The sequence below is a fragment of the Streptomyces albipurpureus genome (assembly GCF_023701525.1).
Taxonomy (GTDB): Bacteria; Actinomycetota; Actinomycetes; order Streptomycetales; family Streptomycetaceae; genus Streptomyces; species Streptomyces albipurpureus.
The window spans coordinates 142020-163905 of sequence record NZ_JAMQAW010000023.1; the positions used below are offsets into that span (position 1 = coordinate 142020).

Below are 21886 nucleotides of genomic sequence, written 5' to 3' on the forward strand. Positions count from 1 at the left end.
AATGGAGACACCATGCCCACCAGCGTGGAGCTGCGGCAGCAGCGAGCCCGCGTGGTCGAGTCGATGCGCGCCATCACCGAGACCGCCGAGGCAGCCGACCGCGGACTGAGTGCCGAGGAACGCCAGTCCTACGAGCGGCACGAGAATGATTTCACCGGCCTGACCGAGCGCATCAACCGGCAGGAAGCCGAGGAGCAGCGCTCCGCGCAGCTGGCCGAGCCGATCCGCCGCAGCGGCCAGGGCCCGGACGACGGCAGCCGCGCCGGAGCCGAGGGCCGGGCGAAGGAGGCGCGGGCAGCGTTCTTCCAGGCCCTGCGCCGCGGAGTGAACGGGCTGGCGCCCGAGCAGCGGGCGTTGGTGGAGAACGCCGCCGGGGAGATCCTCGTCCCCGAGGACCTCGAAACGGAGATCAACCGGGAACTGCCCGCGCTGACCGTGGTCCGCGGCATGGTCTCGCAGCGGACCATCTCCTCCAACCGGGTACGGCGCCGGTCGCTGTCCGAGGTGTCGGTGGGCTGGGGCAAGCTGGAGACCGGTGGGCAGACCCTGTCTGACTCCATGCCGGGCACCCCGGAAGAGGAGTACACCTACGTCGAGGACCTGTACGGGCTCGCGAAGATCGGCGAGGACGAACTCGACGACTCGGACGTGAACCTGGAGGCGTACGTCCGCGACTCCTTCACCAGGGCCGTGGCAGAGGCGGAGGACACCGCTGGCGCGGTCGGTACCGGGCACGCCAACCGGCAGCCGATCGGCTTCATGACCACCGGCGGAGGTGTGCCCGTGGTGCAGGCCGCGAACGGCAACACCACGGTCAAGGTCGACCTGTTCAAACAGCTGATCTACGCCGTGCCGGCCCAGTACCGGCGCACCGCACGGTTCGCGATGGCGTCCGGCACCGAGCTCGCTCTGTCGGTCCTCAAGGACGGCAACGGCCAGTACCTATGGCAGCAGAGCGTCCAGGCCGGCCGCCCGAACACGTTCCTCGGCTACGCGATCGAGAACCAGGAGGACATCGCCGCGGTGGCGGCCTCGGCGAAGGTCGCGGCGTTCGGGGACTTCAACGCCGGGTACCGGCTCTACGACCGGGCCGGGATGACCGTCAAGGTCCTGGACCAGCTGTATGCCGAGGACGGCATGATCGGCTGGAAGATCCGGCGCCGGGTCGGTGGCGACGTCGTCCGCCCGAACGCCCTGCGCATCCTCCAACTGTCCGCCAGCTGATGCGTATCCGGATCATCTCGGTCACGTCCGTCGCGGACGGGGCCGGACACCGCTACGAGTCGGGCCAGGTCGTCCACGTCCCGGATGGCCTGGCCCAAGCGTGGATCACCGCCGGGCACGCCCGCCCCGCCACCCACGCAGCCCGCAAAGCCGACACACCCCCTTCGCCGGCCCGGGCGGAGAAGCGGACCGCGGTCCGACCCCCGCCCACCACCGACACCAAGCCACCTCCCCCTCGCAAGCGGGCCGCGAAGAAGACCGCCAAGCCCGCCGAGGGCACCAAGGATTGAGTGGGGAGGTGACCTGTGGCGAGCCCCTGGGCCACCCCTGAACAGCTGCGCAAGCACCTGAAACTGCCGGCGATCGACACGGACCAGGCCTCCACCACGATCGCCGCGGCGGAGACCGTGATCCGGGGCGAGCTCGAACAGACCATCGACCTGGTGGCCGACGACACCATCGTCCTGGTGGGCAACGGGCGCACGGTCATCAACCTCCCCGAACGCCCCGTCACCTCCGTCACCTCGGTGACCGAGGACGGGACGCTCCTGGTCGCCGGGACCGGGTACCGGGTGAACCGGTACGGCATCCTCACCCGCCTCGGAGCCAGGTGGCCGCTGGACGCTGAGATCACCGGCATCTACAGCCACGGCTACGCCACCATCCCCGCCATCGTCAAGCAGGTGTGCCTACAGGTCGCCGGCCGGGCATGGGTCCGCCCGTCCACGGCGGTGGCCGCCGAATCCCTCGGGGACCGGTCCATCACCTACGACAAAGACCGCACCGGTGAAGCGCTCACCGAGTACGAACTGCGCATCCTGCGCCCGTACGCCCGCGGCAACGAAAGCCGGTGAGGCGTGGACATCAGCCACCTACTGAATCGCACCCTCGATGTGTGGCGTCCGACGATGACCGACGACGGACACGGCGGCCAGGACATCACCCTCGTTCACGTCGGCACCGCGGCCGCCAAAGTCGATCAACCGTCTGCGGCCGATCGGATGCTGGCCGCCCAATCCGGCGCCGCCCACACCCACACCGTCTACCTCCAGCCCGCCGCGGACGTACACCGCGGCGACCAGCTGCGCGGCGACGGCCAGAACCTCACCGTGCACACCACGGTGCAGCCCTCCACCCCCATCTACACCAAAGCCGACTGCGAACTCACCCAGACAGAAGGAGGCTGACATGGCCGCTTTGCCCATCATCCGCGTGCCGATCGCCAGCGGCATCATCTTGGAGGACATCGACACCGCCGCCGCCGCGCTCGGCGACACCGCACCCACCGGGCCCGGCAGGTTCCTCTACGTCGCCAACGGCGACGCGTCCAGCCACACCGTCACCATCACCACCCCCGGGACCGTGTCCGGGCTGGCGATCCCCGATGTCGCGGTGGTCATCGCCGCCGGGAAGTCAGCGGTCATCCCCCTCGCCGGCGTGTTCCGCGGACCCAACGGCCGCGCGAACGTTTCCTATGACGCCGTCACCTCCGTCACCGTCGCCGCCCTGGAGGTGGAACACGGATGAGCACACCACCCGAACGCCCGATAGACCCGCACGAGTGCCGCCTCAACGCACAGCGCTCGCTCGGCACATGGCTGGTGCACGACACAGAGAACGGACCGCGGCACGCCATGGTGTGGGCGCTCCTCGCCATCGCCGGGGAACTGGCGGCCATCGGTCGCGGACTCCGTAAGCACCGCTAAGGGAGGTCACTGTGGCGCGACGCAGGAGCCGTGTCCAGATCCGCAACCTCGACCGGCTACGGGCCCGCATGGAGGCCCTCGGCCCTCAGGTGATCGAGGCCGCCCGGGCAGCCGTTCAAGCGTCCGCCGAAGCGGTCCGCGACGACACCCGCGCTGGCGTCCGAGTCAAGACCGGGAACCTGCGGGACACGGTCGTTATCGCCTACCAGGCCGGCGGACTGCGGGCCACGATCGGCTGGCGCAACCGCAAAGACTGGTACGCCAGCATCCACGAACACGGCACCCAGCGCATCCCCGCCCAACCCGCCCTCGGGCCCGCACTGGAGATGGAGCGGACAAAGTTCGAGGCGCGGTTGCGGGCCGAGGTACGGAAGATCCTGTGACCACACCGCCGCCGCTGTCACCGCTGCTGCCGATCCTGGACGCCATCCGCATCCGCCAGACCGGCGACCCGGCACTCATGGCACTGATCAGCGGTGTCTACGACTGGGTGCCAGAGTCGGCCACCTACCCGTACATCGTCATCGGTGAGGCAACCGAGATCCCCGACAACCGCCACCGTGGCTACGGCTGGCAGACCACCATCACCCAACATGTGTGGACCCGGCACCGCGGCCACAGTAAAGGCCTGGCTATCGGGGCCCGGGTGACCGCACTCCTCGACCACCAGCCCCTCACCGTGACCGGGTTCCACCATGTGGTCACGCGGTTCGAGTTCCAGCAGACGCTGACCGACCCAGAGCCACCCGGTGACATCCGCCACCTGGTGCTCCGCTACCGAGTGATCACCGAACAACCCAACTAGCCCCAGCACCCAGCACCCCGCGCCCATCGGTCCGGGGCTGCCGCCATGCCCAGAAGGAGGACTCATGGCCGGTCAGGATGGCTTCGGCGTCCAGCTACGCCGCGGTGACGGCGCGACCCCCGAGGTGTTCACCTCGATCGCCGACATCACCAACCTCGGCGGACCGAGCATGACCCGCAACACCATCGACGTCACCAGCCACGGGTCACCGGACGGGTGGATGGAGCACATAGGCGGGCTCAAGGACGCCGGCGAGGTGAGCCTCGATGTCAACTACCAGCCTCGCTATCACGATGCCCTGGTCGCCGACTTCGACGACACCGCCCCCCGGAACTATCAGATCGTCTTCCCGGACCCAGAGCAGACGACCTGGACCATCAAGTCGATTTTGACGGGCTTTGAGCCTGAGTGGCCGCACGACGACAAGGCCGCAGCCTCACTCACCCTCAAGGTCTCCGGAAAGCCGGTCCTGTCATGAGCGCAGCGCACATCGTCATCACCCGTGAAGGCGGCACGGCGAGTGTCGTGGTCGACGGGGTGGAGATCCCCGCCGGCGCGATCCTGCGCGATTCGGTGTCGGTGCCCGTCGACCCCAGCGAGATTCCCTCGGTGACCTTGACCCTGACCGCCGGCACGGTCACCGTCCTCAACACCCTGAAAGAAGGCACCTGATGGCACTGCTCACTAAGGCCCTGATCGATGCTGCTGATGACCGGCAGTGGGAGGACGTCCCCGTACCGGAGTGGGGCGGGGAAGTGCGGATCCTGGGCATGTCCGGCACCGAACGGAACGCCTACTCGGAGTCCATCGTCAGCATCGGCACGAACGGCAAGCCGCAGCGAGTCAACATGCAAGATCAGACGGCCAAGTTGCTGTCCAAGTGTTTGGTGGATGAGGACTTCAAGCGCCTCTACACCGACAAGGAAGTACGCCAGCTGGGGGCGAAGAACGGCCAGGTCCTCGAACGGCTCACGAAGATCGGCCAGCGTCTCTCGGGGATGCGTAAGGAGGACCTGGAAGAGGCCGAGGGAAAATCCGAAACTCCGCCGAGCGACAGTTCTACTTCCGACTAGCGCTACAGCTCGGCTGGTCCGTGGACGAAGTGTTGGCCCGGCACACCTCGGCCCAGCTCACGGAGTGGATGGCGTATGAGCGGGTCACCGGCCCGCTCGGTCCGGAGCGCCTCGATGTCCTCTTTTCCATCCTGACCGCCACGGTGGCGAACACGGCCCGCGGCAAGGGCCAGCGGGCGAAGGAACCCAAGGACTTCCTGCCCGAGTGGGACCAGAGCAAGCCTGGCCCCGGCTGGGAAGAAATGCTCACCGCGGTCAAGCAAATGAATTCCCGTATGGGCGGCACCGACCTGACGAATGGAGGCGGTGGCGATCATGAGTGTGTTGGACCAGCTGCTGGTAGAGGTCGGCATCAGCGCCGGGGATCTGACGGGTGGCGCGAGCGCCGCAGCTGATCAGGTCGAACTCTCTCTCGCCGGGATCGGCGACGCTGCCGATCAGGCCGCCCTGGAGATGGCGCAGGCCACCGATCGCGCGGCCGCATCACTCGCCGGGATCGGGGACGCCGGCGACCAGGCCGCCCTCGATGTGAGCCAGGCGGCCGACCGCGCGGCCGCCGCCCTCGCCGACATCGGCACCGGCGCCGAACAGGCAGCCCAGGGCGCCGACCAGGCCGCGCAGCAGGTGGAGCAGTCGCTGGGCGGGATGCAGGCCGCGGCCGCCGGCGCCGCCGTTGGCGGACTGTTCATGGCCGGGCTGACCAACGCCATGGACGCCAAGCACGCCAACGTCACCCTCTCGAACCAGCTCGATCTGACCGAGGCGGAAGCAGCCCGGGCGGGCGACCTCGCCGGCACCGTGTTCACCCAGGGGTTCGGGGCGGGCATCGAGGACGTCAACAACTCACTGGGCAGCGTCACATCGGCTATGGGCGGCATGAGCAAGATCGCCGATGGTGAGCTCCAGTCCATGACCAAGTCGGCGATCATGCTCGGCGACACGTTCGAAATGGATGTGGGCGAGTCAGCGACCGCCGCCGGGCAGATGATCAACCAAGGACTGGTGAAGGACGGCACCGAGGCGTTCGACGTCCTCACCAAAGCCGCTCAGACGCTACCCAAGAGCATGGCTGCGGATATCCCGGCGATTGTCACCGAGTACGGGGTGCACTGGAATCGAATCGGATTGGACGCGCAAACCGCTTTCGGGATGATGTCGCAGTACGTCAAGGCAGGCGGTCGGGATATCGACCAGGCCGGTGACGTGTTGCATGAGTTCGCCCGCATCACGTCAGAGGAAACCGATAAAGCGGCCGAGGCGTTCAAGGGCCTCGGGCTTCCGGCCAAGCAAATGCTGGCCGACATTCACAAAGGCGGCGAGCCCGCAAAAGCCGCCCTGCAAAAAACGATTGAAGCGCTGCGCGGTGTGGACGACACCGGCAAACAGAGCGCGCTGGCAGTCCAGTTGTTCGGCGATATGGCTGGTGAGGGTGCCGATGCGTTGTGGGCGATGGACCCGGCCTCGGCCGCCGCCACGTCCGGCATGGACCAGGCCGCCGGCTCGGCGAAAGAAGCGACCGACGCCATGGCGGCCGCCGCCAGCTTGGACAGTATCTGGCGGAACATCGCCACCACGCTGGGCGAGACCCTCGCACCCGCACTCAAAATCGTCTCCGATTTCTTCGCCGAACACCCCACCCTGCTCAAAATCCTGGTGCCGGTCTTGCTGGGATTGGCGCTGGCTATCGGTATCGCGGTCATCGCCCAGTGGGCCTGGAACACGGCCCTGTGGGCGTTCCCCGGTACGTGGATCATCGCCGGGATCATCGCCCTGATCGCGATCATCATCCTGATTGTCGTCTACTGGGACGAGATCGCCGCCGCCACGGGGCGGGTGTGGGACTGGGTGGTCAGCAAACTCTCGGACGCGTGGGGCTGGATCACCACCAAAACGGGCGAGACCTGGGACTGGATCACGAGCAAGATCGGTGACGCCTGGGCGTGGGTGAGCCAGAAGACCGGGGCGGCCATCGACACGGTGATGGGCTACGTCGACCAGCTGCGCGCACTGCCCGGCCGGGTAGGCGGGTGGCTGGGCGAACTGGTCAGCTGGGTCGCCGGACTGCCCGGCCGGATCGCCAGCGCGTCCCGCGGCATGTGGGACGGACTCACCGCCAGCTTCCGGAGCGCGGTCAACAACATCATCAGCCGCTGGAACAGCTTGTCCTTCACCCTCGGTGGCGGGTCGGTCATGGGCGTCAGCGTCCCCTCAATGACCCTCCACACACCCGATATCCCCTACCTCGCCGAGGGCGGTATCACCACCGGTCCCACCCTCGCCATGATCGGCGAAGGAGCCGAACAAGAGGCCGTGCTGCCGTTGTCGAAGCTGGACGGAATGCTCCGCAGCGTGTCCGGCAGCGTCCGATCCACCGGCGCGCAGGAAGTCCGAGTCACGGTGGATGTCACCGGCGGCGATGACGGCCTGGTCCGCGTAGTCCGCGAGTGGATTCGGATCAACGGCGAGTCCGATCCGGTCACCGCGCTGGGCGGCACCCATGCATAGGAGGAGGTTGTCGTGACGTTCCCGCTGGCCATCACCACGGAAATCCAGCTCGGTGGGGTGTGGACGGACATCACTCCCTATGTGCGTGGCGCCATGTCCATCACCGCCGGCCGGGACGACGAGACCCAGAAAGTGAAGCCCACCAAACTGCCGATCCAGCTCAACAACGGGGACGGCCGGTTCAGCCGGCGAAACCCTAGGTCGCCCTGGTCCGGGCTGATCGGCCACAACACCCCGGTACGTACCTCGGTCCCCGGCCCGGAGCCCTACCTCACGGTGAACGCCGGCACCGACTGCGCCACCACCCCCGACCACGCATCGCTGGACATCGTCGGTGACCTGGACGTGCGGGCCGAGGCCACACTGGACTGGACGTGGCCACGCTCCCAATGGTTCGCCTCCAAGTGGGACGAACCGGCGAATCAGCGGTCGTTCATCGTCTATGTCCGTGACGGGCTGCTGTACATCCACTGGTCCGAGGACGGCACGACCACCAACAGTTGGTTCGTCTCCCGCCGGCTGCCGGAACTGCCCCGCCGGGCCGCGCTCCGGGTGACGCTGGATGTGAACAACGGCATCGGTGGCTGGACCGTGCGCTTCTACTGGGCCACCAGTCTGGCCGGGTCCTGGGTGGAGATCGGCGAGCCGTATGTCTACCCGGGGATCACGTCCATCCACGCCGGTACCGCACCTCTGACCGTGGCGCGGCCCAGCATCTTCGCCCCGCCGGCAGGGGGGCGCATCCACGCTGTCCAGGTCCGCAATGGGATTGGCGGCAGTATCGTTGCCGGCCCGGTTTTCACCGCCCAGACTCCCGGCACCAGCTCGTTCGTCGACTCGGCCGGTCGGACGTGGACGATGATCGGCACGGCGGAGGTCACCCGCCGGGACATCCGCATGTCCGGGGAGATCCCGAGCTGGCCGGTGCGCTGGGACCTATCCGGGGCTGACGTCTGGGTGTCGACCACGGCCAGCGGCATCCTGCGCCGCCTCGGCCAGGGACAGAAACCGGTGCCGTCGACCCTTCGGCGCCGTATTCCCAGCGGTCAGCCGGTTGCGTACTGGCCCATGGAGGACGGGGCCACCGCCACCACGGCGGCATCCCCGATCCCCGGCGTCACACCCATGAAGGTGACCGGGCTGGATTTCGCGGCCGACAGTTCACTGGCCGGTTCGGGACCGCTCCCCAAGATCAAAACCGGTGCCACCCTCACCGCCACCGTGCCGCCGTACCTGAACACGGGCGCGTGGCAGATCGAGGTGGTGTACCACCTCGATGCGGCGTCCGCGGCCTGGACCACCATCCTGGACGTCTACACCCGCTCCAATCCGTGGGCCCAGTTCACGGTGCAAATCTCCACCGCCGGCGTACGGATCATCGGCACCAACGCCGACGGCGACGCCACCAGCAGCCTTCTGACCATCGGCATCGCCGACGCCGACATCGACGGGCAATGGAACCGCCTGCAACTACGGTCCGAGCAAGACGGGCTCATGACCCGGCTCGGTATCCAGGTCATCCCCATCTCCGGAACCTCCGTGGGCTGGGCCACCTCCTACGCCGGCGCGGTCGGCGCGGTCCAACGCATCCAGACGGCGTTCGATGCCGAACTGAACGGGGTGCCGATCGGGCACCTCGCAGTGTTTCCCGTCTACCAGTCAACGATCTACAACTTCGCTGACCACGGATACCTGAACGAGCTGGTGCCGGCGCGGATGCGGCGGGTCACCGACGAGGTGGGCCAGGTCCCGCTCACTATCCGCGGCCGCGCCGCGGATAGTGAGGGCCTCGGCCCGCAGCGGCCCGCATCGCTGCTGACCCTCCTGCAACAAGCTGCCGACACGGACGGCGGGATTCTGTATGAGGCGCGGGACCGGCCCGGGCTGATCTACCGCACCCGCACCACCCTCTACAACCAGGCACCCGTGCTCACTCTCGACTACACCGCCCCGGGGCACATCGCCGCCCCGTTCGAGCCTCTCGATGACGACAAGGGTGTGGTCAACGACGTCACCGTGACGCGATCGGGCGGGTCCAGCGCGCGCGTCGTGCGGGAGACCGGCCCCATGTCGACGGCGCCGCCGCCCGATGGGGTGGGGATCTATGACGAGTCGGTGACCCGCTCGCTCGCCCGGGATGCCCAGTGCGAACAGATCGCAGCATGGCGCGTCCACCTCGGCACTGCGGATGAGGCCCGCTATCCCACGGTGCGCATCCTGCTGCACCGTGCACCTGAACTCATCCCCCAAGTTCTCGGCATCCACATCGGCGACAAGATCACCATCACCAACCCGCCCGACTGGCTGCCGCCGGAGCCGATCGAGCTCATCGTCCAGGGCTACAAGGAGATCCTGGACACGTACACGTGGGAGATCACCTACACCTGCACGCCAGCCCGGCCCTGGACCGTAGGGGTGCTGAACCACAGTGTGCTGGGGCGGTTGGACACCGCGGGGTCGCAGCTGGCATCGGGTGTGACCGCGACCGCTACCAGCTGGTCCGTGACCACCACCGCCGGTCCCCGCTGGATCACCACCGGCGAGTTCCCGGCCCAGTTCCCCTTCGACATCACCATCGGCGGGGAGCGGGTCACCGTCACCGCGATCAGCGGCACATCGTCCCCGCAGACGTTCACCGTCGTGCGCTCCGCCAACACCATCATCAAGCCCCACCCGACCGCGACCAAGTTGAGCCTGACCACTCCGCTACGGCTCGCCCTATAGACAAGGAGGCGACCTCGGATGGCACTACTCGCGGGGCAGATCCTCACCGCCGAACAGGTCAACCGCATCCAACCGAGGCCCCATAACGCGGTCGGCACGGGCACCATCTCTGGTGCCCTCAGCAACCAAACCGTCGCCAACACCACCATCACCCTGGACACCGAAACCGACGGCGCGACCTACCACGCCGTATGCGTCTGGGACCTCGACACCAACACGGGCGCCACCACCGGCACCGGCCGACTCAATGTCGATGGCGCGAACCAGAGCCCGCTGGCGGCATTCTCGGATGCCACAGGCACAGACAGAGGAACGTTCTCCCAGGTCTATCAAGGCACCCTCGCAGCTGCCGGTTCCCACACGTTCAAGATGATCGCCAGCCCGGGCGCCGGGCAGATCATCCAGGGCGTCAACTGCGCCTACAACCTGACCATCTTCGAAGTCGTCTGACCCTTCGAACCCGCAGCCCCGAGTCCCATACGGCCGGGGCTTTTGCCGTGTCTGGAGGCACCCTATGAGCTCCACACCCACCCTCGGTCGGATCGTTCTGTATCGGCTGGCCGACACCGATATCAGCTACATTCGCTCCCTCGCCGCGGCCACTACCCCGCGCGCCCCGATCGCGGAGCTCCATGAGGGCGACACGATGCCCGCCGTGGTGGTGCGCGTCCACCAGGGCGACCTCCTCAACCTCCGGATAATCCTGGATGGCCAGGTGACCCCGTGGGTGACGTCCCGCCCGGCTGGCACGGAGCGAGGTACCTGGTCCTGGCCCTCGCGCACCCCCGCGCCTGACGCTGCTGACCTCGCCCGTATCGGGTTCTTGGCCTATGCCGCGCACACCGAGGGTCAGACCTGGGACGGGTGGGAGATGCCGGTATGGGATGACGTCGGCAGCCGCGTTCAGGGTGCGTGGGCTGCGGCGGCCGCCGCGATCTCCCGCGCTGCCGGAGGCGGTGAGCGATGACCGCCCCCATGAACGCCGCGGTGTTCCTCACCGCTCTGCGGGACGAAGGGTTGACCGTGGTGGAGGTGCCGGGGTGGCGTACCCGGAGCCGTGACCATAAGGGGCCGTGGGGTCCGGTACACGGGGTGATGGTGCACCACACCGTGACCACGGGCACGGCCAACACCGTGGCGCTGTGTCGGGACGGGCACAGCAGTCTGCCGGGGCCGCTCTGTCACGGGGTGATCGACAAGCAGGGCGTGGTGCACCTGGTCGGCTACGGCCGCACCAACCACGCCGGGCTCGGTGACCCGGACGTACTCCGGGCCGTCATCGACGAACGCCAGTTGCCGGCGGACAACGAGGCGACCACCGACGGGAACAGGCACTTCTACGGGTTCGAGTGCATCAACCTCGGCGACGGCCGCGACCCGTGGCCCGAGGCCCAGCTGATGGCGATCGAGAAGGCGGCGGCCGCGCTCTGCCGGGTGCACGGCTGGTCCGCTCGGGCGGTGCTGGGGCATCTGGAGTGGCAGCCCGGGAAGATCGATCCCCGCGGGTTCACCATGGCGTCCATGCGGCAGCGGGTCGAGGTGCGGCTGAAAGGCCAGCCACCCGCCCAACCCGTCAAACCGCCGGTGAAGAAGCCGCCGACCAAGCCTGCCCATGAGCCATTCCCGGGTGCGGCCTGGTTCACCATGGGCCGCAAGTCACCCATCGTCGCCGCCATGCGCAAGCGGCTCATCGCGGTGGGCTGCAACCGCTACCAAACACAGGCCAACCCGGACGTCATCGGCACCGGAGACAGAACCTCGTATGAGGCGTGGCAGCGCAAATGCGGCTACACCGGCACCGCCGCCAAGTGGCCACCCGGCAAGACCACCTGGGACCGGCTCAAGGTCCCCAGAACCTGAGCATCAAGGAAACGAGATGAAGAACAAGACCTTTCAGATCCTGGTGTTCGCGATCTGCGTCGCCGGATACATCGCACTCGCCATCGCAGGTCAGGCCACTGCCGAGTACATGACCCTCGTGGGTCCGGTGCTTGCTGCGGCGTATCTGACCACCCACCTCGGGCAGCAGGACCAGGCACTGGACGAGATCAAAGAGAACACGAACGGTGTGCTCACCAAGAGGATTGAGACCGCGGTCAAAAACGCCCTAGCCATGGACCGCCAGCGACCGGGACCCTGACCCTGGCTGACAACCACGCGCCCCCTGCCAGCCGATACGGGCTGGCAGGGGGCGCTTTGTCATGCCCGGAGTGCCAAATTCTGGTTACTGGTGACTAGCGAGTGGCCGGATCTGGTGCGAGTGTGGTCGACGTCGACCGCCTGGGCCCACCTTTAGGCGGTCGGCTGGAGATCCTGCCCGTGCGCTGACTCGGCAGGGCCACCCCCCTACGCGTCCCCTCCCGCAAAGCTGGGAGGGGACGCTGCGTGATGCCGCTAGCCGAGTCGCAGGTGGCGGAGCATCAGCAGTCCGGCAGCCATGTTCGCGGCCGGGATCTGACCGGCCGCGATCAGCTCCGGGACCCGCTTGAGCGGCACCCACTCGCGGCGCTCGGACTCAAAGTCATCCTCAGGGTGGCCGATGTGGGTAGCTGTCTCGGCCCAGTAGAGGTGATGTCGTGCGTCGGCCAGTCCATTGGCCGGCTCGACCGTCATCAGGTGCTGGAGCGGCCCGGGTCGCCAGCCGGTTTCCTCTTCCATCTCACGCGCGGCCGCGGCCTCGATGTCCTCGCCATCCTCGACGACTCCCGCCGCCATCTCCCAGCCCCAGCTGTCGGTGATGAACCGATGCCGCCAGAGCAAGAGCACCTCGTTCTCCGAGTTGACCGCTGTAGCCAGGGCCACCGCCCGCTGTCGGATCAAGAAATGGTCCAGGTGCCGACCGTCAGGGAGCTCCACGTCTGCCAGGTTCACGCGGAACCAGCGGTTTTCGTAGACGGTGTGTTCGTTGAGGTTGCGCCAGACCGACACCTCGGCCCCTTTCACGTGGTGGTGTGGCCTATCTGAGCACACCTGGCTACCACGGGACGCTGAGCGTCTCGTCAATGGCCGCAGCGGCGGCCGCGCCCGCGCGGCCGTGGACGGCCAGGTCATTGGGAGGGGACGCTGCGTGATGCCGCAGCGCTGGGCTTCGGTCAGACCCACGTGGCGGTCCCTCCCGGCTCCCCACGGGCATCGAGTGCATCGACACTGCGACGGGGAGCGGTACCTGCCCGACAGCGGCTGACGAGAGCGGTGAGCGGGTACGCTTCGGCGTGATGAGACCCCTGGGGCCCGACCCCCGGGGGTCTCGCTTTGTCAGTCCCCGCGGTTAGCATCGGCGCAAGCTGTTGGGCTGCAAGGGAGATACACGTGCGCTGGAACCTGACGTACTACCACAAGATCCCGCGAAACGCGCGTGGGGTGGAGCTAGAGGCGGCTGACCTGGGCGGGAAGAGTATCCACCTGGCGCACGATCGCGTACGCGAGGTCTCCGATGGTCTCGGAGTGCTCGTTGCCGCCCGAGTCATCCCGACGGCGCCGCCGGTTGAGGGGGTTGATCCACTTTCGGGCACACCTACTCGCCCCATGTGGATCACCTACGTACCGTACGTACCCTGTGACGACGAGGATGAGACGGAGATCGACCGATCGCTCCGCCAGCGCCAGCGCTTCGACTTCCCCGAGAAGTTGTGGGACATCTGGATCAATCCCAAGGGCGAGGAAATCGCCGACGGGCCGTCCACACCGTATGCGGTCCTTGCCGTCGAGCGATTCCTCGGTGACGGCCGGCGGGCCTACATCGAGCGGTTCGACTACTCCGAGTGAAACTAAGCCGCTCGGCGTTGAGCGTCGGTGAGAAGCCCCTGATAGTGCGCCTGGTCCCGAGGAAACCCCGCGAGGCCAGGTAGCGACTCCTCGAACCCTGTTGCCGCCTCCTGCCACCGATGGCAGGCGTACGCGGTATCCGCGCGGTGAAGGCGTGCTCGCGACGGGGTGAGCCAGTAGAGCCAAGCAGGCCGGTCCGGCTCATCCGGAACACGCGACGCTTCCACAACGGCATCATCCGCCAGGCGCAGCGCCCTGTCCCGCTCACCTACCGCAGCGGCAGCCAGCGATGCCTCATGCGCGGCCACCGAAGTCGCACCGGGTGACAGCCCTGCTAGCTGGCGTGCCCCATCCGCTACGCGCAGCGCCCTTATGGGGTCGCTGTGCTGTCGGCAGTAGTAGGCCCGTACTCGTTGGAGCCAGGAAGCCATGTCGGCGTGGGATGCGTCGATTGCCCACCCGTGCGCACCATCCAGCCAGGCGAGGGCAGGCCCGGTCTGCTGGTTCTGCGCGGCCACCCATGACAGCCAGTGGGCGTGCTCGGCTGCCAGGAGCATCAGTTCGTCCGCGGTCTGTCCTGAGGCGGATGGGATCAGCCGGGTGACGACGTCCAGTTGCGAGCGGACAACTGGCCACAGCACAGTGCCGCCTACTTCGTCTTCGGCTCGGCGCTGCGTGGCGAGGACTTCCGCAATCCACTGCGCGGCACGGAGGTCAGTCCGACCAGTGCGGTGCCCGTGCGCCAGGCGCTCCCTCAACTCAGTATTGGGTGACCACTCTTCGAAGGCAGCGCTTTGCCCTGCCTCTATCAGTTCTCGTGGCACGTGAAGTCCTTCAGTGATGCGAGTCTTCACCGCCGACCCGGTTCGTACCTGCCGACGGCCGGACTCGATGGCCGAAATGTGCGGCTGCGGCAAACCGGTAAGGGACTCAAGCGCTAGCTGAGTGATGCCGGCTGCGCGTCGATACTCGCGCAGGACAGCGCCCCAATCGGCTCGTGCCCATGCGGCGCGCAGCCTGACGTCTGTCCACGGTGCCCGACCACCCATAGCCGGAATATACGCCCGGCGCCGCGCGGAGTGTATATAGCCGGCCGGACATCCCCCGCACGATGGCGTCTCGTCCATACCGAGTCGGGTCGGGAGACGCACTATGAGCACTGACAGTGCACACCAAACACATGGTGAGGTGACGCATGCCTTCATCTACGACAGGCACGCCACCCTCAACACGGTCGCCCTTGACGATCGTCTCAAGCGCTGCCGCGAGTACGCCCAGGAGCACGGCTACAGGGTTGCGGGCATGTGGCTGGACCTCGGCGACCACGCCCTAGGTCACCATCGGCCGGAGTTCCAGAATCTGTGCCGGGCGATGGCGGGCACCTCCGGGAGGGTGATCTGCCTGGTTCACGACTGGGACCGACTGTCACGCGATGCCTCGCAGTCAGCTGTCATGCGCCGTTGCATCGAGCACGCCGGCGGTTACAGCGAGACCGCCGATGGAGAGACCGACGAGCCCCTTGAGCGGCTCCGCGGCTTGCTCACCACACCAGATTGAGCCCGGCCCCGCCGCGTGATCTCTGGACTGCCGCGGCCGGACTCCACCCACTCACAGGAAGGGGCGCACGGTGAATTGCGGCAAGTGCGGAGCTCCGATGACCAGCACGCAGGACGGTTGGCTCATCTGCTACCCATGCGGTGTCAGCCAGCCAGCTGCCCGTCTCCACTGCCCTCGGTGCACCCAGCTGCTCACGCACGCACGCACCGGGTGGCATCAGTGCACCGATGCGGGCTGCGCGTATGAGATCAGTGACGACGCACTCAGGCTCCATCAGCGGCAGTTGGCAGACGTAGAGGCGCGGCCGGCCGCGTTCTTCGCCGGGGTGCGGCGCCAACGGGATGAGTTACGGAGTTGCGAGCCGGTCTGGCGACGGATCGCGTAGCGATAAAACCACTGCCCGCGGGCAGTTCCCCGCCCCGGCTGCCTCCCCCAAGGCAGCCGGGGCCACCGCTGACCCCGGCCCTACGCTCCGCACATGAGGAGTAACGTTTCTGCAACATAGTTGCCCACGCACACCACAGCGCCATACGCCGCGAAACGATGCAGACCTACCCCTCACATCGCTTTGGGGAGATGATCACTCCTGATGATCGAACTGATATCCGCAATTGCCACCACCGCCATCGGCACACTGGCCGCAGTTGTCGGCTGGGGCATCCGATGGTGCTGGTCACTAGGTAGGGAGGTCAATCAACTACGTACCGCGGTAGCTCTGGCCCGAGCCGACCGGGCCAAGGAAACCAACCAACTTCAGGCCGAGATAGACCAGCTACGAGCCGATACAGATCAGCTACGCGTTGAGATAGCCCTCGCCCGAGTCGAACGGGCTCTGGCTGATCGGGAGAGCCCAGCCCCTAACCCCAAGGGGCGCGATAGGCGGGACCACTTAAGGCTGGTTCAGGGCATGGCCCGGTCCCGCTACGGCGCCAGCACGGCGGGGGCGGTCGCCGTACTGCTGGCGGCCCTGGGCGCCGCCTGTCCCACCCCAGCCGCAGCTGACACAACACCCACCCCCGCCCCCGCCGTATATGCGGCTCCGCTGGACTCTGCCCCTCGCCGATGTAGCGGGTAAGTCCACTCACACGGCGCGCAGTCGGGGCCGCTCCCCGCTCAGCGTCGCCTCTATCGTCTCCATAGCGTCGTCGTCAGCCTCGGGCAGAAGATGCCCATACAAGTCCGATGTGGTCTTGATGGACTCATGCCCGAGGCGACGCTGAACGTACGTGAGCCCGTGGCCGGCGGAGATCAACGCAGCCGCATGGGAGTGCCGGAGGTCGTGCGGCGTGGGGGCTCTCTCCGCAGACAGTAGCCCCGCTGCCTTGGCGCGGCGAACGGCGCGGTGCCACCGGTCGTTGAACGTACTGGCGTGCAGCCTCTGCCCCTTGTCGCCGGTCCAGAACAACGTGCTCTCATCGAGAGTCCCGAGGCCCAGTTCAACCAGGGCCGCCATCACGGTCGTACTGACCCTGATGGAGCGCCGGCCGAGCTTGGACTTTGGCTTGCCCATGAAGTAGCCGCCCTTGCCGTTCTTCTTCCATGCGCGCCTCACCCTGATCTTGGGCTTGGTGGCTCGGTCGATGATGCATTTGGGCGCCAGTGCCGTGATCTCTCCGAAACGCATCCCACTGCCATACTTCACGTCTAGCAGGAGTTGATCACCCGGTCGGGTCATGCACTCCCGGATTCCCGCCACCTCCTGGGGGGTGAGGAAGCAGATGTCCTCCTCATCCTCGTCACTGTCGTCATCAACACCGCCGTCGTCGGCACCGCCGTCATCGTCTGTACGCCCCAGCCGGGTGAGTTCGCAGGGGTTCCTGTTGCGTAGCGGTGGCTCCGCCGTGACTGCCTCCTGCAAGATGCTGGACAGGAGACCATGGAGATTCCGGATGGTTTTGGGGGACATCAGCTTTCGGTTCGGGGAGTTCGGCAGCTGCGCGCCACGCGTCACACGCGTCTGCTCCAGCACTCGCACCCACTCTTTGACTGTCTCCCCAGAGAAGTGCTCGGCAGACCGCACGTCACCGTCGCCGAACGTCGGATAGATGTATTTTTCAAGGTCTCGGTGGCAGTCCTTGCGGTACTGGGGACTGATGCCCGTACGGCGGTCTATCGCCCGGGTGGCATATCCGCGGAAACGGAACCGCGCCTCGTCGCTGAGTACGGGCTCCACCGCGACGTAGCCGCGGCCCTTCATCCATCCGTGCGGCCACTGCTGGCCCGCGGCGTTGACAGCCGCTTGGAAGATCTCGGCAGCGGCTATGTCCTCGAACGTCTCGGACTGCCCTTTGCCTGTACGGGCGCCGCCTTCACGCCATTTGACCTGGTAGCTGGTGATGATCCCGGCGCGGTTCTTCCGCGCGTGCACGCTCGCCATGAGAGTGCACGCTACCGCCCGGTGTTCCCCCCGGTGTTCCCAAATCTTCAGTTGTTGAAGGCGGAAATATGCCAAATCCGCAGGTCATCCGGGGGAGGGTCAGTCGTGCCCGGAGCCGGACTTGAACCGGCACGGCCCGAAGGCCAGCGAGGTTTAAGCTCGCCGTGTCTGCATTCCACCATCCGGGCCAGGTGCGTGGCTCCGCGTAAGCACAGGAGCCTATCCGGGTAGATCGATACGCCCGGAGCCCCCATGGCCCGATGTTGTCTTATTTTATTGCCGCTTGAGGGTGCGTCAGCCCAGGTGACAGAAGATTCGGGCGGCGCCATCCCAACAGGTGGGCATCCATGCGTTGACACGTGATTGACGGAAACTCGTCGCAACCACCCCTTGCTCGGGGTTGGAGGCGGGCAGTCCCCGCGCCGGCCCGAGAGCGTCGCCGTCTGTGCGTCCGCGAGCCTGGCCGCATCGCATGACAGCGGTAAGCGGAATCCCCCTGGTCGGTACTGGTGCCCGGGACCGGATTCGGGGTCTGAACGGACTTATCCGTTCCGCTCTGATCGACTCGTTCCCCTCAGGGGCCTCCGTCATACCAAAGGAGGACGGCGACCCTCGACAGTCCGCCCAAAGAGGGCCCCCGGAACGGGCACGGGGGCTGACGTTCGGCGCTGGGACGGCGGACAGGATGGAACTCGACCCCAACGGAGTTCACCAACCAACCGTGACAGGAGCCTCTCCTCGTGACCACCACGCCCATCGCACACCGCGCCACCGCCGTGGCCGCCCGCGCCACGGATCTGTCCAAGGTGTACGGACAGGGCGAGACCCAGGTGGTCGCGCTCGATCATGTCACCGTCGACTTCCGCCAGGCGGAGTTCACCGCGATCATGGGGCCCTCCGGTTCCGGCAAGTCCACGCTGATGCACTGCGTCGCCGGGCTCGACACCTTCAGCTCCGGCTCCGTCCGCATCGGCGACACCGAGCTCGGCAGCCTCAAGGACAAGCAGCTCACCCAGCTGCGCCGGGACAAGATCGGCTTCATCTTCCAGGCGTTCAACCTGCTCCCCACGCTCACCGGTCTGGAGAACATCACGCTGCCGATGGACATCGCCGGCCGCAAGCCCGACAAGGCGTGGCTGGACAGTGTGATCGACATGGTGGGTCTGCGGGACCGGCTGAGTCACCGCCCCACCCAGCTCTCCGGCGGCCAGCAGCAGCGAGTGGCGGTCGCCCGTGCCCTCGCCTCCCAGCCGGAGATCATCTTCGGAGACGAGCCCACCGGAAACCTGGACTCCCGCTCCGGCGCCGAGGTCCTCGGCTTCCTCCGCAACTCGGTGCGCGAACTGGGCCAGACCGTGGTGATGGTCACCCACGACCCGGTCGCCGCCTCCTACGCCGACCGCGTGATCTTCCTGGCCGATGGCCGGATCGTCAACGAGATGCTGCACCCCACCGCGGACAGCGTGCTCGACCAGATGAAGGCATTCGACGCCAAGGGCCGGACCAGCTGACCATCAGCCGCTTCGTTGACCTCCGGCTCTCACCCCAGGACTGACTCACATGTTCCGTACCGCCTTGCGCAATGTGCTCGCGCACAAAGCCCGGCTGCTGATGACCGCGCTCGCCGTGATGCTCGGCGTGGCCTTTGTCTCCGGCACCCTGGTCTTCACCGACACCCTCAGCAGCGCCTTCAGCAAGCAGTCAGCCAAGAGCTACGACGGCATAGCCGTGGTGGCCAACGGTGGCACCACTGAGATCGGCCCCGGCGCCGAGAAGGCAGGGGGCATCCCGGCCGACACCCTCCAGAAGATCGAGGGCCTGGACGGGGTCTCGGAAGTCACCGGTCGGGTCTCCGGCTTCGCCGGCGTGGCCGACCAGAAGGGCAAGCTGATCGGCAGCGGCTGGGCCAACAAGGGAGGGAACTACGCGCCCGGCAAGGACGGCAAGGACGCCGCGTACGACTTCTCCCAGGGCTCGGGCCCGGCGGAGGGCGGACAGATCGCCCTCGACAAGGACACCGCGAAGAAGGGTAAGTACAAGGTCGGCGACTCCGTGCGGGTCGCGACCAACGGTCCGGTGAAGGAGTACCAGCTCTCGGGCATCTTCAGCACCGAGGACGGGGCGGTCAACGCGGGCGGCAGCCTGGTCCTGTTCAACACCCCCGTCGCCCAGGAGCTCTACCAGAAGCCGGACTTCTTCCAGGACATCACCGTCAGCGCCAAGCCCGGCACTTCGGATCAGGCGATCCTGGCCGCGGTCGAGCCGCTGCTCCCCAAGGGAGCCGACGCCCAGACGGCGAAGAAGCTGGCCGACCAGGAGGCCAAGGACATCAAGTCCGAGTTGAGCGCGCTCAACACGATGCTGCTCGCCTTCGCGGCCATCGCGCTCTTCGTCGGCACCTTCCTGATCGCCAACACCTTCACCATGCTGGTCGCCCAGCGCACCAAGGAGCTAGCGCTGCTGCGCGCCGTGGGCGCCTCCCGCAGCCAGGTCAAGCGTTCGGTGATCTTTGAAGCCCTGGTGGTCGGTTTCCTCTCCTCCGTGGTCGGCTTCGTGCTCGGCCTCGGCCTCTCGGTCGGGTTGCGCTCGGTCATGGGCTCCTTCGGCGCCAAGATCCCGAGCGGTTCCCTGGTCATCTCCCCCACCGCGGTGATCGCCGCTCTCGGCGTCGGTGTGCTGATCACCGTCCTCGCCGCCTGGCTGCCGGCTCGTCGAGCCGCGAAGATCGCCCCGGTCGCGGCCATGAGCAGTGTGCACGCGGTCGCCTCCACCAAGTCCCTGGTGGTCCGGAACACCATCGGCAGCGTCATCACCGCGGCCGGTCTGGCAAGCATCTTCGCCGGGGCCTCGATGGGCGGCGGCGACGGTCGACTGACGATCGGCGTAGGTGCCTTCCTGTCCCTGATCGGTGTCATCATCCTGATCCCGCTGCTCTCCCGACCGATGATCGCGGTGGTCAAGCCGCTGCTGGGGAAGATGTTCGGGGTCTCCGGCAAGCTCGCCGGGCAGAACGCGGTGCGCAACCCCCGCCGTACCGGGGCCACCGCCTCCGCGCTGGCGATCGGGCTCACCCTGGTCACCGGTCTGACCGTCATCGGTGTCACGCTCGGCCAGGCCATCGACCGGATGACCACGGACAACATCCGCGGCGACTACATGGTGTCCATGGCCAACAACGGCTCCATGGACCGCTCGGCCCTGGAAGCGCTCCGGCAGGCGAAGGGCGTAGCGGCGGTCACCCCGCAGCAGGCGCTGGACGTGGAGGTCAAGGGCGAGGCATGGGCGGCCTCCGCGGTCACCCCCGGGGATGTCGAGAAGATCTTCTCCCTGAAGATCCAGTCCGGCTCGCTGGCCACCCTCGCCGATGGGCAGGTCGCCATCGCGGAGGAGACCGCCGAGAGCAACGGCTGGAAGACCGGTGACTCGATCACCGCCAAGATCGGCGACAGCGAGCCTCGGAAGTCGATGAAACTCACCATCGGCGCGACCTTCACGGAGAACGAGTTCGTCTCGCCCTTCGTGCTCTCGACCGATCTGGTCGACCCGCTCTACGAGAAGCCCTACATCGCCCAGGTCTGGCTGAAGATGGACGGCGGCGAGACCAAGGCCAATGAGCAGGCCCTGGTGGACGCGCTGGGCGACAACCCCGGTATGAACATCATGGACCGCCAGGACATCCGCAATATGTTCGGCGGCATGATCAACACCATGCTGTATGTGATGTACGGGCTGCTGGGCATGGCCCTGATCATCGCGGTACTCGGGGTGGTCAACACCCTGGCGATGTCGGTCTTCGAACGCCAGCAGGAGATCGGCATGCTGCGGGCGATCGGTCTGGACCGGGCCAAGGTCAAGCGGATGATCCGCTTGGAGGCCATCGTGATCTCCCTCTTCGGCGCGGTGATCGGCGTGGTCCTCGGGTCGTTCCTGGCCTGGGCGATCGGTGAGACCTTCAAGAACAGCATCCCGAACTACGAGCTCGTCATCCCGCTGGAGAGGCTCGGGCTGTTCCTGCTGCTGGCCGGTGTGGTCGGTGTGCTGGCCGCGCTCTGGCCGGCCCGTAGCGCGGCTCGGCTGAACATGCTGACGGCGATCAAGACGGAGTAGCCAGGACACCCCACTGGGCCCCGCACCCACCGAGCCGCTGCGC

At 67.1% G+C, this 21886-nt stretch carries 27 protein-coding genes, 1 tRNA gene and 1 pseudogene; 24 read left to right on the forward strand and 5 right to left on the reverse strand.

Features of this window, described 5'->3' with window-relative positions:
* Positions 1-12 precede the first annotated feature (12 nt).
* The 18 genes from NBG84_RS18145 (at position 13) to NBG84_RS18230 (ending at position 12177) form a co-directional block, all read left to right on the forward strand.
* On the forward strand, positions 13-1224 hold the full coding sequence (locus tag NBG84_RS18145) for a phage major capsid protein (protein WP_250920519.1): 1212 nt from the start codon (positions 13-15) through the stop codon (positions 1222-1224).
* Complete coding sequence (locus NBG84_RS18150; protein ID WP_250920520.1) at positions 1224-1514, forward strand: hypothetical protein; 291 nt, start codon at positions 1224-1226, stop codon at positions 1512-1514. Before NBG84_RS18145 ends, NBG84_RS18150 begins: the two co-directional genes overlap by 1 nt.
* A 15-nt stretch (positions 1515-1529) precedes the next feature.
* The gene (locus NBG84_RS18155; RefSeq protein ID WP_250920521.1) at positions 1530-2078 is read left to right on the forward strand and encodes a hypothetical protein; all 549 of its coding nucleotides are present in this window, start codon (positions 1530-1532) and stop codon (positions 2076-2078) included.
* Positions 2079-2081: 3 nt separating this feature from the next.
* A complete protein-coding gene (locus NBG84_RS18160) occupies positions 2082-2411 on the forward strand; it encodes a phage head closure protein (RefSeq protein WP_250920522.1) in 330 nt (109 codons plus the stop codon).
* 1 nt (position 2412) lies between these two features.
* Positions 2413-2751: a hypothetical protein gene (locus tag NBG84_RS18165; protein ID WP_250920523.1), complete on the forward strand. Its 339-nt coding sequence runs from the start codon at positions 2413-2415 to the stop codon at positions 2749-2751.
* Positions 2748-2930: a hypothetical protein gene (locus NBG84_RS18170; protein WP_250920524.1), complete on the forward strand. Its 183-nt coding sequence runs from the start codon at positions 2748-2750 to the stop codon at positions 2928-2930. The genes NBG84_RS18165 and NBG84_RS18170 overlap by 4 nt, the downstream gene beginning before the upstream one ends.
* 11 nt (positions 2931-2941) lie before the next feature.
* A complete protein-coding gene (locus tag NBG84_RS18175; RefSeq protein ID WP_250920525.1) occupies positions 2942-3313 on the forward strand; it encodes an HK97-gp10 family putative phage morphogenesis protein in 372 nt (123 codons plus the stop codon).
* Positions 3310-3735, forward strand: a complete 426-nt coding sequence (locus NBG84_RS18180; RefSeq protein WP_250920526.1) for a DUF3168 domain-containing protein — start codon at positions 3310-3312, stop codon at positions 3733-3735. The genes NBG84_RS18175 and NBG84_RS18180 overlap by 4 nt, the downstream gene beginning before the upstream one ends.
* 64 nt (positions 3736-3799) lie before the next feature.
* The gene (locus tag NBG84_RS18185) at positions 3800-4213 is read left to right on the forward strand and encodes a phage tail tube protein (protein WP_250920527.1); all 414 of its coding nucleotides are present in this window, start codon (positions 3800-3802) and stop codon (positions 4211-4213) included.
* Positions 4210-4407, forward strand: a complete 198-nt coding sequence (locus NBG84_RS18190; RefSeq protein ID WP_250920528.1) for a hypothetical protein — start codon at positions 4210-4212, stop codon at positions 4405-4407. The genes NBG84_RS18185 and NBG84_RS18190 overlap by 4 nt, the downstream gene beginning before the upstream one ends.
* Positions 4407-4808, forward strand: a complete 402-nt coding sequence (locus NBG84_RS18195; protein WP_250920529.1) for a hypothetical protein — start codon at positions 4407-4409, stop codon at positions 4806-4808. The genes NBG84_RS18190 and NBG84_RS18195 overlap by 1 nt, the downstream gene beginning before the upstream one ends.
* A gap of 20 nt (positions 4809-4828) precedes the next feature.
* Positions 4829-5203, forward strand: a complete 375-nt coding sequence (locus NBG84_RS18200) for a phage tail assembly protein T (protein WP_250920530.1) — start codon at positions 4829-4831, stop codon at positions 5201-5203.
* Positions 5124-7313: a phage tail tape measure protein gene (locus tag NBG84_RS18205; protein WP_250920531.1), complete on the forward strand. Its 2190-nt coding sequence runs from the start codon at positions 5124-5126 to the stop codon at positions 7311-7313. Before NBG84_RS18200 ends, NBG84_RS18205 begins: the two co-directional genes overlap by 80 nt.
* A gap of 12 nt (positions 7314-7325) precedes the next feature.
* Complete coding sequence (locus NBG84_RS18210; RefSeq protein ID WP_250920532.1) at positions 7326-10037, forward strand: hypothetical protein; 2712 nt, start codon at positions 7326-7328, stop codon at positions 10035-10037.
* 18 nt (positions 10038-10055) lie between these two features.
* Complete coding sequence (locus tag NBG84_RS18215; RefSeq protein WP_250920533.1) at positions 10056-10487, forward strand: hypothetical protein; 432 nt, start codon at positions 10056-10058, stop codon at positions 10485-10487.
* Positions 10488-10551: 64 nt separating this feature from the next.
* The gene (locus tag NBG84_RS18220; protein WP_250920534.1) at positions 10552-11004 is read left to right on the forward strand and encodes a hypothetical protein; all 453 of its coding nucleotides are present in this window, start codon (positions 10552-10554) and stop codon (positions 11002-11004) included.
* Positions 11001-11897, forward strand: coding sequence for a peptidoglycan-binding protein (locus NBG84_RS18225; RefSeq protein ID WP_250920535.1), 897 nt, complete (start codon positions 11001-11003; stop codon positions 11895-11897). The genes NBG84_RS18220 and NBG84_RS18225 overlap by 4 nt, the downstream gene beginning before the upstream one ends.
* 16 nt (positions 11898-11913) lie before the next feature.
* On the forward strand, positions 11914-12177 hold the full coding sequence (locus tag NBG84_RS18230; protein WP_250920536.1) for a hypothetical protein: 264 nt from the start codon (positions 11914-11916) through the stop codon (positions 12175-12177).
* A gap of 254 nt (positions 12178-12431) precedes the next feature.
* On the opposite strand, the gene NBG84_RS18235 is transcribed toward NBG84_RS18230, so the two are convergent.
* On the reverse strand, positions 12432-12965 hold the full coding sequence (locus tag NBG84_RS18235; protein ID WP_250920537.1) for an NUDIX hydrolase: 534 nt from the start codon (positions 12963-12965) through the stop codon (positions 12432-12434).
* A gap of 381 nt (positions 12966-13346) precedes the next feature.
* On the opposite strand from NBG84_RS18235, the gene NBG84_RS18240 reads away from it, so the two are divergent.
* Positions 13347-13802: a hypothetical protein gene (locus tag NBG84_RS18240; RefSeq protein ID WP_250920538.1), complete on the forward strand. Its 456-nt coding sequence runs from the start codon at positions 13347-13349 to the stop codon at positions 13800-13802.
* A gap of 2 nt (positions 13803-13804) precedes the next feature.
* Here the strand turns inward: NBG84_RS18240 and NBG84_RS18245 are convergent, their stop codons facing one another.
* Positions 13805-14443 (reverse strand): hypothetical protein, encoded by a 639-nt coding sequence (locus NBG84_RS18245; protein WP_250920591.1) that lies wholly within the window; start codon positions 14441-14443, stop codon positions 13805-13807.
* Between the two features lie 174 nt (positions 14444-14617).
* A pseudogene (locus tag NBG84_RS41145) lies at positions 14618-15007 on the reverse strand (helix-turn-helix domain-containing protein); the annotation flags it as partial.
* On the opposite strand from NBG84_RS41145, the gene NBG84_RS18255 reads away from it, so the two are divergent.
* The 3 genes from NBG84_RS18255 to NBG84_RS18265 all read left to right on the forward strand — a co-directional run bounded on the left by NBG84_RS18255 (position 14955) and on the right by NBG84_RS18265 (position 16434).
* On the forward strand, positions 14955-15359 hold the full coding sequence (locus tag NBG84_RS18255; RefSeq protein ID WP_250920539.1) for a recombinase family protein: 405 nt from the start codon (positions 14955-14957) through the stop codon (positions 15357-15359). The pseudogene NBG84_RS41145 and the gene NBG84_RS18255 sit on opposite strands and share 53 nt — an antisense overlap.
* A 97-nt stretch (positions 15360-15456) precedes the next feature.
* Positions 15457-15744: a hypothetical protein gene (locus NBG84_RS18260; RefSeq protein ID WP_250920540.1), complete on the forward strand. Its 288-nt coding sequence runs from the start codon at positions 15457-15459 to the stop codon at positions 15742-15744.
* A 204-nt stretch (positions 15745-15948) separates the two neighbouring features.
* Positions 15949-16434, forward strand: a complete 486-nt coding sequence (locus tag NBG84_RS18265; RefSeq protein ID WP_250920541.1) for a hypothetical protein — start codon at positions 15949-15951, stop codon at positions 16432-16434.
* Between the two features lie 6 nt (positions 16435-16440).
* Here the strand turns inward: NBG84_RS18265 and NBG84_RS18270 are convergent, their stop codons facing one another.
* Entirely contained in the window at positions 16441-17736 is a 1296-nt protein-coding gene (locus tag NBG84_RS18270; RefSeq protein WP_250920542.1) for a tyrosine-type recombinase/integrase, read from the reverse strand.
* Between the two features lie 106 nt (positions 17737-17842).
* Positions 17843-17924 (reverse strand) — tRNA-Leu (locus NBG84_RS18275).
* A gap of 552 nt (positions 17925-18476) precedes the next feature.
* On the opposite strand from NBG84_RS18275, the gene NBG84_RS18280 reads away from it, so the two are divergent.
* Both NBG84_RS18280 and NBG84_RS18285 read left to right on the forward strand, forming a co-directional pair.
* Positions 18477-19247: an ABC transporter ATP-binding protein gene (locus NBG84_RS18280; protein ID WP_250920543.1), complete on the forward strand. Its 771-nt coding sequence runs from the start codon at positions 18477-18479 to the stop codon at positions 19245-19247.
* Positions 19248-19296: 49 nt separating this feature from the next.
* A complete protein-coding gene (locus NBG84_RS18285; protein ID WP_250920544.1) occupies positions 19297-21843 on the forward strand; it encodes an ABC transporter permease in 2547 nt (848 codons plus the stop codon).
* Positions 21844-21886 lie beyond the last annotated feature (43 nt).